At 66.1% G+C, this 18,056-nt stretch carries 16 protein-coding genes; 14 read left to right on the top strand and 2 right to left on the bottom strand.

Annotated features, from left to right (window positions below):
• Nucleotides 1–17 precede the first annotated feature (17 nt).
• Both O7601_RS25370 and O7601_RS25365 read right to left on the bottom strand, forming a co-directional pair.
• Nucleotides 18–956, bottom strand: coding sequence for an aminoglycoside phosphotransferase family protein (locus O7601_RS25370; protein ID WP_164448120.1), 939 nt, complete (start codon nucleotides 954–956; stop codon nucleotides 18–20).
• 15 nt (nucleotides 957–971) lie between these two features.
• A complete protein-coding gene (locus O7601_RS25365) occupies nucleotides 972–2,339 on the bottom strand; it encodes a helix-turn-helix transcriptional regulator (RefSeq protein WP_281563601.1) in 1,368 nt (455 codons plus the stop codon).
• A gap of 877 nt (nucleotides 2,340–3,216) precedes the next feature.
• Between O7601_RS25365 and O7601_RS25360 the strand changes: the two genes are divergently transcribed.
• The 14 genes from O7601_RS25360 to O7601_RS25295 all read left to right on the top strand — a co-directional run bounded on the left by O7601_RS25360 (nucleotide 3,217) and on the right by O7601_RS25295 (nucleotide 18,056).
• A complete protein-coding gene (locus O7601_RS25360) occupies nucleotides 3,217–4,197 on the top strand; it encodes a GPP34 family phosphoprotein (protein WP_281563600.1) in 981 nt (326 codons plus the stop codon).
• A 40-nt stretch (nucleotides 4,198–4,237) separates the two neighbouring features.
• Nucleotides 4,238–5,731, top strand: coding sequence for an APC family permease (locus tag O7601_RS25355; protein WP_281563599.1), 1,494 nt, complete (start codon nucleotides 4,238–4,240; stop codon nucleotides 5,729–5,731).
• A 13-nt stretch (nucleotides 5,732–5,744) separates the two neighbouring features.
• Nucleotides 5,745–6,401 (top strand): GNAT family N-acetyltransferase, encoded by a 657-nt coding sequence (locus O7601_RS25350; RefSeq protein WP_164448117.1) that lies wholly within the window; start codon nucleotides 5,745–5,747, stop codon nucleotides 6,399–6,401.
• Nucleotides 6,402–6,412: 11 nt separating this feature from the next.
• On the top strand, nucleotides 6,413–7,021 hold the full coding sequence (locus O7601_RS25345; RefSeq protein WP_281563598.1) for a GNAT family N-acetyltransferase: 609 nt from the start codon (nucleotides 6,413–6,415) through the stop codon (nucleotides 7,019–7,021).
• Between the two features lie 88 nt (nucleotides 7,022–7,109).
• Nucleotides 7,110–8,183, top strand: coding sequence for a hypothetical protein (locus tag O7601_RS25340; protein WP_281563597.1), 1,074 nt, complete (start codon nucleotides 7,110–7,112; stop codon nucleotides 8,181–8,183).
• Between the two features lie 144 nt (nucleotides 8,184–8,327).
• Complete coding sequence (locus O7601_RS25335; RefSeq protein WP_281563596.1) at nucleotides 8,328–9,443, top strand: radical SAM protein; 1,116 nt, start codon at nucleotides 8,328–8,330, stop codon at nucleotides 9,441–9,443.
• Nucleotides 9,440–10,336 (top strand): glycosyltransferase, encoded by an 897-nt coding sequence (locus O7601_RS25330; protein ID WP_281563595.1) that lies wholly within the window; start codon nucleotides 9,440–9,442, stop codon nucleotides 10,334–10,336. The genes O7601_RS25335 and O7601_RS25330 overlap by 4 nt, the downstream gene beginning before the upstream one ends.
• A gap of 98 nt (nucleotides 10,337–10,434) precedes the next feature.
• Nucleotides 10,435–11,541 carry a radical SAM protein gene (locus O7601_RS25325; RefSeq protein WP_281563594.1) on the top strand — a complete coding sequence of 369 codons (1,107 nt, stop codon included), beginning with the start codon at nucleotides 10,435–10,437 and terminating at the stop codon, nucleotides 11,539–11,541.
• On the top strand, nucleotides 11,538–12,842 hold the full coding sequence (locus tag O7601_RS25320; protein ID WP_281563593.1) for a glycosyltransferase family 2 protein: 1,305 nt from the start codon (nucleotides 11,538–11,540) through the stop codon (nucleotides 12,840–12,842). Before O7601_RS25325 ends, O7601_RS25320 begins: the two co-directional genes overlap by 4 nt.
• Nucleotides 12,843–12,845: 3 nt before the next feature.
• Complete coding sequence (locus tag O7601_RS25315) at nucleotides 12,846–13,469, top strand: AAA family ATPase (RefSeq protein WP_281563592.1); 624 nt, start codon at nucleotides 12,846–12,848, stop codon at nucleotides 13,467–13,469.
• A 49-nt stretch (nucleotides 13,470–13,518) separates the two neighbouring features.
• Nucleotides 13,519–14,226, top strand: a complete 708-nt coding sequence (locus O7601_RS25310) for a hypothetical protein (RefSeq protein WP_281563591.1) — start codon at nucleotides 13,519–13,521, stop codon at nucleotides 14,224–14,226.
• A gap of 243 nt (nucleotides 14,227–14,469) precedes the next feature.
• Complete coding sequence (locus O7601_RS25305; protein WP_281563590.1) at nucleotides 14,470–14,988, top strand: DUF6624 domain-containing protein; 519 nt, start codon at nucleotides 14,470–14,472, stop codon at nucleotides 14,986–14,988.
• A 469-nt stretch (nucleotides 14,989–15,457) separates the two neighbouring features.
• The gene (locus O7601_RS25300) at nucleotides 15,458–15,967 is read left to right on the top strand and encodes an Imm1 family immunity protein (RefSeq protein WP_348650218.1); all 510 of its coding nucleotides are present in this window, start codon (nucleotides 15,458–15,460) and stop codon (nucleotides 15,965–15,967) included.
• A gap of 520 nt (nucleotides 15,968–16,487) precedes the next feature.
• Complete coding sequence (locus O7601_RS25295) at nucleotides 16,488–18,056, top strand: type I restriction-modification system subunit M (RefSeq protein WP_281567029.1); 1,569 nt, start codon at nucleotides 16,488–16,490, stop codon at nucleotides 18,054–18,056.

Genomic DNA, 18,056 nt, shown 5'->3' with positions numbered 1-18,056 from the left:
CCTCCTCGCGCCCCTCGCTATCGGTAGCGCTGCCACACTGCCGAATTGTCGCCCGCCAGGTAGGTACGTAGCCGATGGCCCAAGGTCTGCGCCACTTCGGGCCTGCCCGGGAGCTTGTCCATCACGCTGGTCACGAGTTGGAGTTCGCGCACCTCCCGTAGGAGCGGCCAGGACGGTGACGTTGCGAGGTCGAAGCCGTAGGCTGCGGCGAACCTCTCGTACGGCTCGGATGGGTCACCGAAGCGGATGGCGCTGTGCACCAATGGCACGAGGTCCCACTCGCGCGGCCCGATCGCCAGTGAGTCGAAGTCACATAGCCGGCCCGCGAGGACGTTGCCCACGTGGGCGTCACCGTGCACGACGCCGATCGGCAGTTCCCACGTGGCAGCCGCAACGCGGGGCTCCAGGTTTTCGCAGCGCGCTTGGAGTCGTGCCACGAGATCGTCGAGAGATAGCTCGACTTCTCGGGACGCCCATTGTTGCGTGAACAGGAGTTCGTCGGCGGGGAGGCTGGCGAGCCCGGCCAGTCGGCGTCGAGCCGTGGCGACGGGCGACCAGCGAGGCAGGAACGACGGTGTCTCGGCGATGGCGTGCAGCCTCGCCAGCGGTTCGGCCAGCTCGACGGGATCGGGGCGGCGCGTCGGATGAGGTATGTAGTGCCAAACCGTGGCCACCCACTCGTTCACCACCACGGGCTGCTCAACGCTGGTGTCCAGCTCGACCGTTGGCACCTCGTGCTTCGTGAGTAGAGCCATTGCACGGACGACCCGCCGTGCCCGCTCTCGTGCCACCTCGCCATGCGAGAGCCGCAGCACTCTGTCGCCGATCCGATAGACCGCGTTGATCGTGTACCGCATGAGGTGTGCCTCGCCGGAGGCGAGTCCGGCCTGCTGGCGGACGGCGTCGAGTCCCCGCTGGATCTCGTCGGCAGCCTCAGCGGTCAGGGTGGTCGACATACCCGCCAGGTTAGGTCACGCGGCTACGCGTGCCCGGATGGCCGTCACCACCTCCGCCAACTGCTTGTCTTGGCGCGGTTCGATGACGTCCGCGACGTCGCTGAGCCGGTCGAGCAGTCGCCGGGATCGCACATGCCGCGCGGCATCCAGGACTGCTTGTGCGTGGGGTGCGACCTTGTCTTGTTCTCCGAGGAGCGCGTATCCCAGCGCCATGGTCACGTGGTCGAACGCGCCACTGCGTGACGTCTCGGTTCGCCGTTCCAACGCCCGGCCGGCGTGGGTCAGCGCGAGGGCGGCGTGTTGCTTGCGGTACTGCGAATAGCGAGCCAGCGCCGAGTGGACGACTCCTGACATTCCTTCCAGGTCGGCTGGCTCGCAGAAAAACCGTGTCCATTGGGGTGCTTGCGCGGTGTCGGCTCTGCCGACTTCGTCACGAGCGCGCGCCAGTGAGTCGCGCATCGCAGGCGCGTTTCCCATTCTGGCGTGGGCCCAGGCGATGTTCGCGTGCAGGATCGCTACTGAAGTCAGGCAGTTTGAGTTCGTGGCAACGATCTGGCCGAGCTGGAATAGGTGCAGCGCCTCTGCGGGGTTGCCCTGGTGGATGCTTACTCGGCCGAGACGGTAATAGGCGTCCGCCATCAGCGTTGAATCACCCGCCTTTTGGGCGTAGACGAGCCCCTGGGCAAGATGGCGGCGCGCCTCCATGTGTTCACCCAGGTCATGGGACATCCACCCGACAAGATTGTGCAAGTCCGCCAGCTCGGCATGTAGCTCGACAGACAGTTGCGGGGTTTGGCAGCGGCTACGGGTGAGACAGCTCGCCCATGCCAGGTAGCCCCGCGCCGAGTCGCGACACGAGCCACCGCCATACACGGCATCCAACTCTCGATGCCGTTGAGTAATTTCCCGTACGGTGGCGATGGCCTCCGGGTTCACGACCTCCGGCGCTGAGAGGGGCCGCTCACCGCGCCGGGGGAGCCACGCCTCGATGTCTGGTGAGCCGCCAACGGCGAAGCCGGCCAGGGCGGCAACGAATTGCTTCCGGTGCTCCGGTTCAGCTAGGGGCAGCGGCTCGGGATGATGTTCTTGAGCCGATTCTGTCCCGTATCCGAGGCCCATCAAGGCGCGCGGTATGCCCAGTCCCTCTGCGATTCGCACGAGGACGTCGTATGCCATGACCTGCCGACCACGGGTGATTTCGTAGACCTCGGACGCAGCGAACCCAGCAAGCTCGGCGATACGGCGTTGCGTCATGCCGTGACGCCGGTTCAACAGCATAAAGATTTGACCTACGTCCCGACGTGCCAGGGCACTTCGCATCGCCGGCTCATCCCACCACGACTGATCGGGATGCGTCATCTGCGAAAAGCGGTCCACGTTCACGACAGCCCCATCGACGGAGGGAAGTGAGAGCAGCATAACCGGCAGTCATCGCCCAGCCACCCCACTCGCCAACGCACCAGTCAAGGCGACTAGTCGCGCTAGTCGTCCGCCGCAGCCCAAGCTAATCCGGGCGGTCTGACCTGCCGGGCGGGTTCCATGCCACCGGCACCGGTTGCCATGGTCAAACCGCTTCCACATTGGCCCCGACCCCCTCCAATAGGCCAGGGACTCGTCGGAGGCCACGAGCAAGCCGGTGCAGTGCCCCGCCGACCCATCGGCGACGGCCACTGCGTCCCATCGGTCAGGTGCGCGGGCGGTGCCGGGGAGGGCCCGGCCGCGCATCTCAAGCTACTCAGGAAGGTGAAGGCAGTGCGCGTCAAGTGGTTCGTCCCCAGGGGCGAGGAGTCGTTCAAGCCTTTCGGCCTCGGCTGTGAAGGGGCGGCGCTGTACCGCGACAGTGGCGAACCAACGCTCAACGGCCGCAGCGACGACACCGCCGTGGCAACCGACCTCGCCAGGCATTGCCAAACCCGTCGGGCGAGCCCAGAACGGCCGACGCTGAGCAGCGGCCCGGGCAGCGCTCGGGGCGTGGGAAGGACGCGGCCGTGACCCGGAGCCCTCAGCCCCTCCCCGAGGTCGCGGCTGGCACGCTGCTGCGGCTCGATGCGAACGATTGGTCCTACGGCCGTGACCTCACCCCCGGCACCGCAGTAGTTGTCACCGTCGCTGACGTTCGCGATCTCCCGAACCGCAGCGACGAGTGGATTTGGATCCTCGGCCACCGTCCGGAGTGCGACTACCCACACGTCGACCGGCACCCGCCGTGCATGGAGATACGGGTCAGCGTGGCCGCGCTGCACCGCCGGATACCCACTTCATGACCAGCACCGACGACGGCGACCGCCCCGTCGACCGCTTCGAGGCGGCGCGCAACACGGCGCTCCAGCACCGCGACGGCAGCACCTGCTTCCACTGCCAGACCGGTGGATGCCGGCAACACGCCTGGGCGATCGAGGAACTGGCCCGCCACCCCGGCGGCCGGAAGCTCCTCCGGCAGCTCGGGTTTCCCATCTCCTCTGACGAAGTCGACCGAGGAAGGTCAGCCGCGGTGAACACCCCACCCTCCGGCGCATCCCACGATCACGCACCCCACCTGTACGAGCATCAGGCACCAAGAGAGCCGGCCCGGCCGGTACGCGCAGTCGGCAGCGCCGCCGCGCACACCACCACGCGTCTTGCCGACGAGTTCTTCTATCTGGCCCACGACGACCAGACCGGCCGTCCGCGCCTGTTCGAGTCGGCGACGGCGCACGGCTTGGCTGCCGCGTTGTTGGCCGAGCTGTACCGGGAGGGTCGGGTCACGTTCGAGGGCCGGCATGTGCGGGTGCTCAATGCCTCGCCGCCGAAGGATTGGCTGCAACATTTTGTCCTGGACCGCTTGGTGGCCGAGCCGCGTCACACGGCGACCCGGACGTGGTTGGCGTTCCTTGCCACCACCGCCTGCGAGCAGGTGGCCACCCGGATGTGGCAGCTCGGGCTGCTGCGGCCGGAGCAGGTCGGTCGGCTGTGGCGGCACCGCACCGTCTACGTCCCCACCGACGTGAACACGGCCGCCTGGTCGTGGGCACGGCTCTCCTTCCACCTGCGCAACTACCACCCGCTGACCGCCTTCGACCAAACCCTTGCGGGCCTGGCGCTGCACACGCAGCTTGATCCGATCCTGCTCGACGGCACACCACTCGCTGTCCGCGCGTTCCTGCGCCACCAGGTCGACCAGGTCCCTGCCCCGCTGCGCGATCTCCTCGCTGACCTCGGTGCCGTCGTCGGCGGTGCCGTGCTGAGCCACCGCACCTCCTGAGCCAACTCCCTATCCATCCCTCTTCGCTGAGAGAGAACCGATGTTGCACTCGAAACCTGACACCGTGTCCGCTGTCCTCGCGCGTGGGCGGCTCGGTATCCCGTCGGTGGTGTTCTTCGTCATCGCCGCCGCCGCACCGCTGACGGTCGTGGCCGGTGGCGCGACCACCGGGTACGCGGTCACCGGCGTCACCGGCATCCCCGTGGCCTATCTGCTGGTAGCGGCCGTATTGGCGTTGTTCGCGGTGGGCTACGTGGCCATGTCCCGCCGCATCGTCAACGCGGGTGCCTTCTACACCTACGTCACCCGGGGACTCGGTCGCCCCACCGGGGTCGGCGCCGCCATGGTCGCCCTCCTCGCGTACAACGCGATGCAGATCGGGTTGTACGGCGGTGCTGGCGCGGTCACCGCGCAGTTCCTCAACGACCGGTACGGCTGGCAGCTCACCTGGTGGATGTGCGCCCTCGCCGTCTGGGCCATCGTCGCCGCGCTCGGGGTCGCGCGGATCGACCTCAACGGCAAGGTTCTCGCCGTCGTCCTGATCGCCGAATGCGTCGTCGCGTTGACCTTCGACGCCATCATGGTGACCCACCCCGCCGACGGAACGGTTTCCTTCGACACCCTCGCCCCGTCGCACGTGTTCGCCGCCGGGATCGGTGCCGCGTTGGTCACCGCGATCACCGGATTCGTGGGCTTTGAGGGCACGGTGGTGTTCTCGGAGGAGACGAAGGACCCGCGCCGCACGATCGCCCGCGCCACGTACGTCGCCGTCGCGGTGACCGGTCTGCTGTACGGGCTGTCCGCGTGGGCGATGTCCGTGGCCACCGGCCCCGACCGCATCGTGGAGGCGGCCCGCACCGACGGCACCGACCTGATCTTCAACCTGGTGTCGCCGTACCTGAGCCAGAGTGTCATCACCGTCGCCCGGGTCCTGTTCATCACCTCCCTGTTCGCCGCCCTGCTCTCGTTTCACCACACCGTGGCGCGGTACCTGTTCGCCCTCGGCCGCGAACGGGTGCTCCCGGCGGCGTTCGGTCGCACCAGTCGGCGGACCGGCGCGCCGAAGGTCGGCTCCCTTGTCCAGAGTGGGCTCGCCTTCGCCGTGCTGGTCGGCTACGCCCTGGCGGGGGCGGACCCGATCGTGCACCTGTTCTTCTGGATCACCGTCACCGGCGGCCTCGGCGTCCTCATCCTGATGACCCTCACCTCCGCCGCCGTGATCGGCTTCTTCGCCCGCACCCCCCATGCAGAGGGAGCGTGGCGGTCGGTGATCGCGCCGGGGATCGCCTCGGTGGCGCTCGGCGGGATCCTCACCGTCACCCTGCGGGAGTTCGACACCCTTCTCGGTGTGGCGCCGGACTCGCCGTTGCGCTGGGCGTTCCCTGCCGCGTACGCCGTCGCCGCGCTGCTCGGCATCGCCTGGGCGCTGGTCCGGCGTACCACCAATCCGGACGTGTATGCGGCGATCGGCTTGGGCGCGGACAGCGACACCGGTCCGCTGCGTGCCCCCGATGTTGTTCGCCAACCCGCCTGACCAGGGAGCTGCTGTGACCGTCAGCAACAAGAATCTGCTCGTCCGCCCCGCCACCGAAGCCGACGCCGGACCACTGATCGGCGTCCTTGCCGAAGCGTTCCACGAAGGCCCCGTCGCCGACTGGCTCGTTCCCGACCCGACCGACCGGCGAACCGTCTACTACCGGTACTTCACCGACGCCTTCCACCACGGCCTGGCCCACGGGCAGGTCTACACCACCGGCGACCAGACGGCCGTGGCCATCTGGTACCCCCGTCTCGAACGCACCTCGACCGACACGGGTGGACGGCTGGAGGTACTGGAGCACATCGCGGGGGCGTATGCGCCGAAGTTCGTGCTGCTGGAGGAGATGTTCGACGCCTTCCACCCCGACGAGCCGCACCACTACCTCGCCTACCTCGCCGTCGACCCGGTACAGCAGAGCCGCGGTATCGGCGCTGCGCTTCTCGCCGACTATCACCGTCGCCTGGACGATCTCGGCCTGCCGACATATTTGGAAGCCACCAACATGCGCAACCGGCGGCTCTACCTCCGCCTCGGCTACACCGCCGGCCCCACCATCGTGCTCCCCACCGGTGGGCCCATCATCTGGCGAATGTGGCGCGGCGCCCCCACCAGCAGCGGCCGGACTCCGTTCCCGCGCACCCTGCCACGTCGGCGGCCACTGTGACCGCCGGCCCCGTGACGACCACACCGATCCGATCCGCTGAAGCCAGCGACGTGGCCACGATCGCCGCGCTGCTCGCCGACGCCGTCGCCACTGATCCGGTAGCGCAATGGCTGGTCGCCGACCCGGTCGAGCGGCAGCACATCTTCAACGGCTTGCTCGCGATGGAGGTCGACCATGCCGTGGAGTGGGGGCATGTCGACATCGCCCTCGACATGACGGCCGTCGCCGTATGGCGGCACCACCCAGCGCCACAGGCGGCACCGCTGTCCGACTATCACCTAAGTACCTTCACCGGCCGACACCTACCCCGCTTCCAGCAGCTCTACGCCCTGGCCCGCCGGTACCGCTCGGGTGCCCCGCACCACTGGCTCGCCTGGCTGCACGTCGCTCCTGACGCCTGTCACCACGGCATCGGTCAGGCGCTGCTCGCTCACCACCACGAGCGGGTCGACCAGCTCGGCTATCCGGTCGACACCGTTGCCACCACCATCACGGTCCGGGACTTCCTGACCAGGCATGGCTACCACACCGGCATCCCGCTGCGCCTCGTCGACGGTCCACAGCTGTGGCCCCTACGTCGCGCCGGCCGACCAGTTCCGCTCACCACGTCAGCCGGCTGAACTGCCACCTCGACACCCAGCCCCCGGGGCTGCCTCAACGGCGGGAAAGTCCCCGGGCCACACCAACCACAGCAAGGAAAGCCCACCCATGCTCCGACTGACCGCACCCGCCGGCCGCGTGACCGCCGCTCTCGGCAGTGTCCTGCTCGCCGGCTGCCACACCGTACCCGCCATCCCCGCACCCGCACCGCCCACGACGCTCGGCGGGCAGCAACCCGCCGCCACGCCCGCACCGGCGGCGACCGCACCCGGCCTCACCCCGCAGCAACGCCTCGCCACCATCGCCACCGGCATCGGTCCAGTCCCCGCCGACAGCACGACCAACCTGCCCTACGAATACCTGCACCACCAGCAGTGGACCCGCAGCAGCGGCGCGATCCGCCGCGAAGACCTGCGACGCTGGCGACACGGCGACGGCACCGGACGCGAGGTCACCCGCCGCGCACCGGACGTGCGAGGCGTCGACCACCAGCCCACGCCCGAGGAACGAACCCTATTCGCCAAAGCCTCGCCCATCACGACCCAACACCAGGGCGACCTGCACCCGTACCTGCCCACACCGCTGCCCACCGACCCGACCACCCTGGCTGGGCTGCTGGCACCGCCCGAGCTGGCGACCGAACCCGCCTACCCGAGACTGCTCACCTGGGGCATCGTCGGCCTAGCCACCAGCCAATACCTCAACCAGAACGAACGGACGACGGCCCTGCACGTCCTGGCGACGGTACCCGGCATCGAATACCGCGGAACCACCAGCGACCTCGCCGGACGAGCCGGACTCGCCTTCCGGGTGCACGCCGACCGGTCGACCACCACGCTGATCATCGACCCGGCCACCGGCGAACTGCTCGCCGCCCAGGAACGCATCGCCGCACCCCGGCCGGGCCTGTTCTCATCCGTCCTCATCCTCCAGCGGGGTCACACCGACGCCGATGGCGTACAGCCCGAGCCCATCCCGGGCCGTCTCAGCTCCACACCCGGTAGTCGCCGTACGGCGCCTACTCGACCGGCCGCAGGACGCGGCAACGGACGGCGGCCGGTCCCCGGGCCGGCGGCAGCGGGCATCCCCCGTCCCGCTGCCGCCGGCCACCCGGGTCAGGACGGCGGAACACGGCTGGAACGCCGATGTTGGCCGTCCGTTCCGAGTCAGAAAGGTGTTTGACCAATCCGCGCCGAAGGGAGAGGCGAGTAGCGCAGATGACTGATGCGCGATTCGCCGCTGATCGAGCCGCCGAGACCACCGGAATAGTGGTCACGATTGGTCGTACATAGATGTAAGGGTCGATGTCAGCGCCAGCGACGGGAGATGTTCTCGATGCAGACACATGCTCGCCAGCTCAAGCAGTTCGTGCTAAAGCCCACCGTCTACTGCTACCACAAATGCCCGTACTGCGATCTTCGGCAGGATTTCTACACGGGGATGGTCGCAGAGCGAAAGCAGGCTCTCAAGGTCGTACCTCGTCAGGCCGGCGTCCGCATGCCCAACCCAGGGCACATGCCCCTGGACATGGCATTGCGCACGATTGACGAGGCTGCCGCCCTGGGGATGGAAGAGCTACAGCTCAGCGGCGGCGACCCGCTGCTGTACCCCCACCTCATCGACGTGATCAAAGCAGCGAAGAGGCATCCCAGCGTATTTGTACTCATGAACTCGGTCGGCACCGGTGTCACAGTGGACAAAGCGCGGGAGATCATCGATGCCGGGCTCGGCGCGTGGAACTTCTCCGTGGACACGCTAGACCCGGTGAGGTACGAAAAGCTTCGCGGCGTCCGTAACGCCCTGCCCACGATCATGAAGGCCATCGAAGTGGTGCGTGAGGCAGGCTCGGACGCCCCGGAATTCCGCATGAACTACATGTGCGTCATCACCCGCCACAACTTCCGGGAGATCCCCGAACTGGTCGCCCACTGCGTGGACTCCGGCATCGCGTCGATCTACTTCATGAACGTATACGGCGACAACACCGGCGCATCGCTGCTGACCGTGCCGGAGATCAACGAGTTCCGCGACCAGGTCGTGCCCGCGATCCATGCGGTGCTGCGTGCCAAGGACGTACCGGAGATCGTCCAGGCCAACGCCGAGTACGTGATGGGTACCTTCTTCTCTCGGGACAACTCGGACGAGAACTACGCCCAGGGCATCTACTGGCCGGACATGGGCTCGGTCAAAGCGGCCTGCCGGGTCCCGAACTTCTACACCCTGATCGAGCCCGACGGCTCCGCGCTGCCCTGCTGCCTCGTGGAGATCTCGCACGTCGGCGTCGTCGGCAACGTGATGGATACGCCGTTGGCCGAGGTGTGGGCTGGCGAGGCGTTTGAGCAGTTCCGTGAGAAGCGCATCCCGTTCTGTCAGCGGTGCTCGTCACCGCGGAACATGACCCTCGGCCTCGTGCCCAACATGTGTCGGCAGTTCCGCCCATGACCGAGGACCTGCTCGCCACCGTGGTGGTACCGGTCAAGGACGACGAGCGGGTCTACCGGCTCGTCGACAGCTTGCGGCAGCAGACCCTGCCGCGCGACCGCTACGAGGTCATCGTCGTCGAGAACGGCAGCCAGCGATTCGGTGACTTGGCCGACGCCAGCGGCGTGATCCGGTACCTGCATCTCCCGGATGCGAACTCGGCAGCGGCGAGGAATGCCGGTCTGGACGTGGCGCGTGGCCGGTACCTGCTGCTCACCGACGCGGATTGTGTGGCCGATCCGCCGTGGGTCGAGCGCATGACGGCGGCGCTAGAAGAAGGGCTGGCGTCGGTGATCGGTGGCGTGATCCGCCCGTACGCGCCGAAGACCTGGACGCAGCGGCACGCGATAACGATCGTCAACGGCCAAGACAGGCTCAACTACCTGCCGGCGCTGCACCTGCCGTACGTGGCGGGCGCCAACGCGGGCTTTGTGACCGCTCGCCTGCGCGAGGTCGGTGGATTCGACGAAGACCTCCGCTCGGGCAACGACGTGGATATCTGCTACAAGCTCGGGCTCACGGGCAGCAGCGCCGCGATCGTGCCCGACGCTGTGGTGTGGCACGAGGACCGACCCACGGTGCGGGCGCACTTCCGCCGGTTCCGGTTCTACGCCATCTACCAAGTGCTCCTGTTCGCCAAGTACAAGCAGCACTCCGGCAAGCGGGGCGTGTTCGACCCGTACCCCTTCCGGCGTGCCGCGCAAGCGATCCTCGACAGCCCTCGCGCGGCAGTACGACTCGTGCGCGGTGACGTCGGCCCCGCATCGCGGATGATCCTTCAACTCATCGAGGCCGCCGGAGTGCTCACGGGCGAGGTCGAAGGGGCCATCCGATTCCGACAGCTCTACCTGTAAGCGGACAACGAATCTGACGGCAGACGAGGAGACAGCTCATGAGGTCAGCACCGCTGGCGACCGACTGGACCACGCAACGGCAGATCACCCGCCGAGGTGTGCTGTGGCTCGGGCTCACCTGCGACGTCCGGTGCAAGTTCTGCTACGACGAAAAGGTCGCCCTGAACGCGAAGGCATGGATGCCACCCACCGAGGCGCGGGCCGCCCTCGACAAGTTCCGCTACTTCTACCACAACGAATTTGTCGACTTCATGGGCGGCGAACCTACCCTGCACCCCAACGCGCTGGAGATCGTCCGCCACGCGGCTGACATCGGCCTGCGCCCGACGATGATCACCCACGGCATGCGCCTGGCCGACATGGATCATGCACGCGCCTTCGCCGACGCCGGTATCCACGACTTCCTCGTCTCGATCCACGGCATCGGCGACACCGTACGGGAGATCCACGGCCGTGGCCGAGACAACTACGCCAAGCAGATCGCGGCACTGGACAACCTGCGCGAGCTGGGGATTCCATTCCGTTTCAACGCCACAATGATCAAGGACAACCTGACTGAGCTGGAGGCCATCGCGGAGCTGGCCGGCCAGACGGGCGCCCGTGTCGTCAACTTCCTGACCTTCAACCCCTACTTCGAGTGGACCGCCGACCCGGAGATCACATTCCAGGCGCGGCACTCCGAGATCGCCCCTCATCTGGCCCGCGCGATCGACCGATGCACCGCGCTCGGCGTGGAGGCGAACGTCCGATACATGCCACCCTGCCAGCTCCCCGGCCACGAAGCACACGTCTACACCGGCTACCAACTGCCCTACGACCCGCACGAATGGGACTACAACTCCTGGTACGACACCGGACACGAAGGCGAGCCAGATCCGGCGTGGTACCTCGACGCCGCACGCAGGCAGCAGCAGCGCCACCACTACGTCCACGTCCCGGCCTGTGACGACTGCGCGCTTCGCCAAGTCTGCGACGGCTTCCACGCGCAGTACGTCACGCGATGGGGCGCAGACGAGGCACGCCCCTACGACAAGCCGCTGATCGACGACCCGACACACTTCGTCAAGCAGCAGCGCAAGATCCGCTACACGGGCACAGGCGAGCATCGTGAGGGCGCGGATGCGGAAGTGCTCGCCTCGACCCGGCTCGCCGTGGGCGATGACGGCAGAGCCGGTGTCAAACGGCAACGCCCGAGCCGCTCATGATCGCCACGGTGGTAATGCTGACGATCCTTGTGCGGCAGCTGTTCGTACTCACCGCGATCGTGCGGTCCAGGGCGTTCCTGACTGCCGCGCCGCATTCGGCGACAGTGGATGCGGCCGGGGAAAGGCCAGCCCTGTTCATCGTGATCCCGGTACTGCGAGAGACCGCCATCATCGCCGAAACGATCAAGCACATGGTGAGCCTCACGGAAGAGCACCTGGCACACCTAATCATCGTCACCACCGCACGAGAAACTACCGAGCCATCGCCGGACCGCGACACCGCGACGATGGTGAAGGAACTCGCCACCTCCGGGGGGTTTACCCACCTGCACTATCCGGACCCAAGCGGACTCAAGGGCGATCAAGTGAACTTCGCAGCGAACCACTGCGCGTCAACCCTGCTCGCAGACGACTCACCCGCAGACGCATACCTTGTCTGCTACGACGCCGACTCACGACCACCACTCGACGCGCTGACCAGCTTCGAAGCCACCATCGCCGTCAATCCCAACGCACACGTCTTCCACCAGTCGTCTCGGTTCGAGCTACGCGCGCCCACCCACCGCGAAGACGGGGCGTTACATGGCCTGACTCGGGCGGTGTGCGACGGCGGCGCGCTGCGTGCCAACCGCTTCGTCCTCGGATTCGAGATCCCCCGACTGATCAACCGATCCAGCAGCGTAGGGCGACTCAAGCGCGCAGCCTGCTCATACGTCTACGCCCATATCACTGGACATGGACTGTGCGTCCGGCTGTCGTTCCTGCTGGACCACCCGCTGCCGGCCGGCTCGCCCATGGAGGACATGCAGTACAGCTTCCACCTGGGATCGCACAACACCGAGATGGTGCCAGTCGCCAGCCTCGACCACGCTGCCGTCCCCGACACCATCACAGCCCAGGTCGAACAGGCGTCACGTTGGTTCTTCGGACCGGCCCGCGCCCTGCGCTACCTCCGCCAACCGTCGACCAAGCCCGGCGCACGCGCACAGCTCCAAGCAGCCTCCGCACTCGGCTCGGCCGGCGAATGGCTCGGCTGCGCCATCACGGCCCCGGCAATCCTCGCCACGCTGTGCCTCGCATCCGGGCCGCTCCAGCTCGTGGCTGCCGCGGTCGCCGTGATCTACCTCGCCCAACTCGTGGCTACCGACCGCACCCTCGGCGCGCCAGCCAACCTGCGGCGGCGTGTGATTCGTGTCCTGACCTGCCCCCTCGCCACCGTGCTGTTCGGCATCGGCGGCCTCATCGGCGCCACCAACCTTGTGAAAGGAGGCTCCGGCATCGGGAAAACCGAGCGCCGGTAGACCATGAACTCACAAACTGTGATCGTTGCCGTCGAGGGCCCGTGCTGCGCCGGCAAGACAACCCTCAGCCGAGGGCTGCTGAAGGCGCTGTCGCAGCTGAGCATCGCACACGTGCGGTGCTACGCCGACTTTGTCGGCGGTGGCCGATTTCTTCCCAACCCCGTACCCCGAACCCTCGACGAAGACGCCGCCGGGCTCAAGGAGCTGATCCACATCGAGCGGACGCGAACCGAGGCAGCGTTGCACGCCGAGAGCGACCTGATCCTGCTAGACCGGGGGCCGAACACCTTCCTCGCACATCGCCACGCCATCGAACAGGTCACCGGGCTGCAATGCTTCGGTCCCGCCCAGCGCGCCGTGGCCGAGGCACGCCTTCCATCCTGGCCCGATCTCGTACTATACCTAGACGTGCCGCAGGCGACGGTGCACGAGCGCAACCGGGGGAAGTTCCCCGACGACAGCATCTTCATCGACGCGCAGTTCAACGCAGGGATTCGGTCGTACTACACCGAAATGACCGGAGATCAGAAGATCATGTGGCTTGACGCGACGCTCGACCCCAGCGAGCTGGCCGAACTCGCCCAAGCCCAGGTCCGCGGCCTACTGACGACAGCCGCTGCGAACTAGGAGGGCCGCCCGCGTGATACAGGTGCCGCTAGCCGGCAAGGTCGTCTTCGTGGACTGGCACAGCGTCCTATCACGCGACCCCTTCTGGATGTCAATACGCGAGAGTGCCACACATCCACTGAAGGCCCAACTCGAAGCGAACCTCGCCGAGGTGTTCAAGAGCAAGGCCAACGAGTGGATGAAAGGACTGCTTTCCTCGGAAGAGATCATCAAGTCAATGGATATCGAGCTTGATGGCCGATTTCGTGAGGACTTCCTCACGCGACGACTATACGTCGACTGCGCAAAGATGCGAGTCAACGCCGAGTTATTCGAAGCCCTCCGTAAAATCAAATCACATGTCCTGGTTGTCTTGGCAACTGACAATATGGACTGCTTTCTGCAGACTTTCGACCGAGCGCGGACCAAGAGGCGTCGCCCTACCCTGCAGTCCGAGACACTGGCGGACTGGGCGATCATTCTCGACGACATCATCTGCTCCAGTGAGGTGGCGGCGTTGAAGGCCGAAGACCCTCAGCGCTTCTTCGGGCCCTGGCTTGCGGAGCACGGCCTTACCTTCGCGGACGCTGCGCTGATCGACGACCGTGCTGACAACTGCGCCGCATTCGCCGAGCAAGGCGGCAAGGCGGTGCAATACAAGATGGGCATCGGAGACGTCCACGACGTACTGGAAGCCTTGACCACCTGGATGGAAGCGGGAACTGTTGCACCCAATGAGAGGACGAGCTGGGGAACGGACTTGCCTCGTACAAGTTGATGCCAGATGCGGGCGGACTGCGGGGTGGCCCGAGGCGCTGATACTCGTCCCGGCAAGCCGAACGCGCCGCAGGGCGAGTCCCGCAGGGAACGTTCGAACATGCCGATGGTGGCCCGGAAGCGCCGAGCTGTGATGAAGCCACAGTCGGGCCCTCACCCCTCGCACCATGGCTCGCCCCGGATCGCTTCGTGCTGGCAGCGGTTGAAAGAGGGACGGCCGCAACGATTGTTGGGATGAACCAGGGTGGACGACGAGCTGCGGTGTGAGTTGCTGGCCCTTGCGAATGAGGACCAGCGCGTCCGGAACTCCGTCAGTGTGCGGGCAGGTCCCGGCGGGGAGATCCCCGATGACCTGGCCCGGGAGTGGGCGCGGGTCGATGAACGTAATGCCGCCCGGCTGGCTGAGATCGTCAGCGAGCACGGTTGGCCCACCCGCAGTCTCGTCGGCGACGATGGTGCCAATGCCGCCTGGCTGCTGGCCCAGCACGCCGACCGCAGCCCGGACGAGCAGCAGCGCTTCCTCGATCTCATGCGCGCTGCCGTCGCCGCGAACGATGCCAGTGCCGTGGACTTGGCCTACCTGACTGATCGGGTGGCCATTCATGCCGGGCAGCCGCAGATCTACGGCACCCAGCTGCGCCGCGACCCAAAAGGCCGGCTGACGGCGTACCCGATCGCCAGCCCCGACACGGTTGATCAGCGGCGAGCCGCACTCGGCCTATGCCCATTGGTCGACTACATCGCGGCTGTCGGACAGAGGTAGGCAGGGCGAGATATGGGCGCGCAGACCCCGAAGGCGCGACGGCCGAGCCGTGCTGAAGGCGGAATGCCAGCACCGCCAACGCATCCGGTAGACGTACCGCTCGTCCTGCCCACGGGCTGCGGTAGGAGCCGAACGGTCGTGCGACGAGGTGAAGGACGCTACGGGTGAGTCTTGGTGGGGTCGCCGCCGGGTTGCAGGCTGTGCTCGAACAGATTGCTCGGCAACGCGCCGGCCTGGCCGCCGCTGTTTCCTCGGTCAACACCGCATCGGATTGGCTACGAGCCGTCACCGCTGGCAGCGGTCACGTCCTTGTGCGACAGGCTCTCGCGGCGGCGGCAGCCTCCACCGCGCGACTGCATGAGGCAGACCTTCAACTTGCCGGAGTACGGGAAGGCTATCGGCGTCGTCACCCTGTACCTGAACAACACGCCATGCTTGGAACCGATGGGTTGTGACCGGGTACTGCCGTATGTCCTGCCGAAAGACGCGACACTCACCGTCTACGGCCCGAACCGGTATGTCACCGTGTACCGGGGCAACGGAAAGGGGTTGGCATGAGCAGCGAGCCGGTCACGCTCTCCTACGATCGTACCGAGCCGGTGACCATCGACCGGCTCGACGACCTCGACGCGCTGCTCGACCGGATAGCGGCCACCCCCGAGTACCAGCGGTTCCCGTCATGGTGTCGCTGGAGACGAGCGACAAGGAACACGTCTTGGAAGTCTGTCTCGGCCGGCACGACCTCAGCGTCCTGGTCTGGCATCACGCGTTCGTCGAGATCGCCGCTAGCAAAGGCACACTCGACCAGCCCGCCGATCTTGCCTACAACTTCGGCGGCTCCCGCACCGACGCCTACGACAATTCGGCCATTCCCGTGGCCACCGCACGGCAGGCAGTGCGGGAGTTCTTCACCACCAACGGCCAGCGGCCCACCTGCCTCGACTGGCAGACACCCAGCTACGAGCCGGCCAAGGGCTGACGCCTCTTGTGACTTGGGCGGACACACCGGTGTTCCGCAGTTCGCAGCGCAGGACGCGGCCGGGTTCTTCGCCCGGCATCTGCGCTAGCCGCGGGCCGGGCCCGCCGCCGGTACTGCCGAGGTCCGGCGACGTTCTGCTCTTGGCGACCGGCTTGACCTCTGCAACATCAGCGTACCTACTTCTGCACTTCGAGGAGCACCCCGACAGGGCGTGTCGCTTCCTTGCCAGTGGGACAGCCGACGGTCACTTGCCGGCCGCTAGTCGATGACTCAGTGAGCTGTGGCCGTAGCATACGATCCGGTAAGAAGGCCATCCTGGTTAAGCGCCATGCATCCGCCTGGCGGGGACCCGAGACCCCTGCGTCGCGTCAACGAAGCTCTGTCGGTACGCCCCACTAGGCTGGCTCGAAGTCCGCAACATCCAGGTAAACACGCCTGCGGCGTGAAGGAGACCACCTGATATGAGCCCGTCGACGACAGTCTGCATCGCCAACCTCAGCGCGAGGGTGGTGGCGTGGTGATGGCTCCGGCGACCAAGGAAGCTCAGCGCGCCGAGCTCCATAAGACGATCTGGCGCATTGCCAACGACCTGAGGGGCTCTGTCGACGGCTGGGACTTCAAGAGCTACGTCCTGGGCATCCTGTTCTACCGGTTCATCTCCGAGAACCTTACCGCCTACATCAACGAAGGTGAGCGCAGCGCGGGCCACGCTGACTTCGACTACACCAAGCTGACCGACAAGCAGGCCGAGTTCGGCCGCAAGGAGACGGTGGCCGAGAAGGGCTTCTACATCCTGCCGAGCGAGCTGTTCGTCAACGTTCGCAAGCGCGCGGCCAGTGACCCGAACCTCAACGAAACCCTGGAGAAGGTGTTCGGCAATATCGAGGGATCGGCCGTCGGCACAGAATCCGAGGACGACCTGAAGGGTCTGTTCGACGATCTCGACGTCAACAGCGGCAAGCTCGGCAACACAGTCGCCAGGCGGAACGAGAAGCTCGTGAAGCTGCTCAACGCTGTCGGTGACCTTAAGTTGGGCGACTTCAACAACCACGCCATCGACGCCTTCGGCGATGCGTACGAGTACCTCATGACCATGTACGCCTCAAGCGCGGGCAAATCCGGCGGCGAGTTCTTCACGCCGCAGGAAGTCAGTGAGCTGCTGGCCCGCATCACGGTCGTCGGCAAGAAGTCGGTCAACAAGGTCTACGACCCAGCATGTGGCTCCGGCTCGCTGCTGCTCAAGTTTGCCAAGGTGCTTGGTAAGGAGAAGGTACGCCAAGGCTTCTTCGGTCAGGAGATCAACCTGACCACCTATAACCTGGCACGGATCAACATGTTCCTGCACGACATCAACTATGAGCAGTTCAACATCGCCCACGGCGATACACTGCTCGATCCGGCTCACTGGGACGCGGAGCCCTTCGAGGCAATCGTCTCCAATCCGCCGTACTCCACCAAGTGGCCTGGCGACAGTAATCCACTGCTCATCAACGACCCGCGATTCTCGCCGGCTGGCGTTCTGGCACCGAAGTCGAAGGCCGACCTTGCCTTCACGATGCACATGCTCAGCTGGCTGGCCGTAAACGGCACAGCAGCCATCGTTGAGTTCCCAGGCGTGCTCTACCGAGGCGGCGCCGAGCAGAAGATCCGAAAGTACCTAATCGATAGCAACTACGTCGATACCGTGATCCAGCTGCCGTCGGATCTCTTTTTCGGTGTCACGATTGCAACCTGCATCATTGTGCTGAAGAAGTCAAAGAAGGACAACAGCGTACTGTTCATCAATGCGTCCGCTGAGTTTAAGCGCGTCGGCAACAAGAATAAGCTTCTGCCCGACCATCAGAAGAGTATTCTCGATGCCTTTGTCGCTCGTACGGACGTCGACCATTTTGCTCGGCTAGTTCCGAGTGCGGAAGTCGTGGGTAACGGTTACAACCTATCCGTGTCGTCCTATGTCGAGGAGGAGGATACCCGCGAGGCGGTAGACATCGCCAAGCTGAACACCGAAATCTCGCAGATTGTCGCACGACAGGCTGAGCTCCGAAAGCAGATCGATGACATCGTGGCAGACTTGGAGGGCGGCTTGTGA

The organism is Verrucosispora sp. WMMD573 (assembly GCF_027497175.1).
Taxonomy (GTDB): domain Bacteria; phylum Actinomycetota; class Actinomycetes; order Mycobacteriales; family Micromonosporaceae; genus Micromonospora.
The sequence above is the reverse complement of the archived record's forward strand: the minus strand, read 5'-3'. Positions and strand labels throughout refer to the sequence as shown.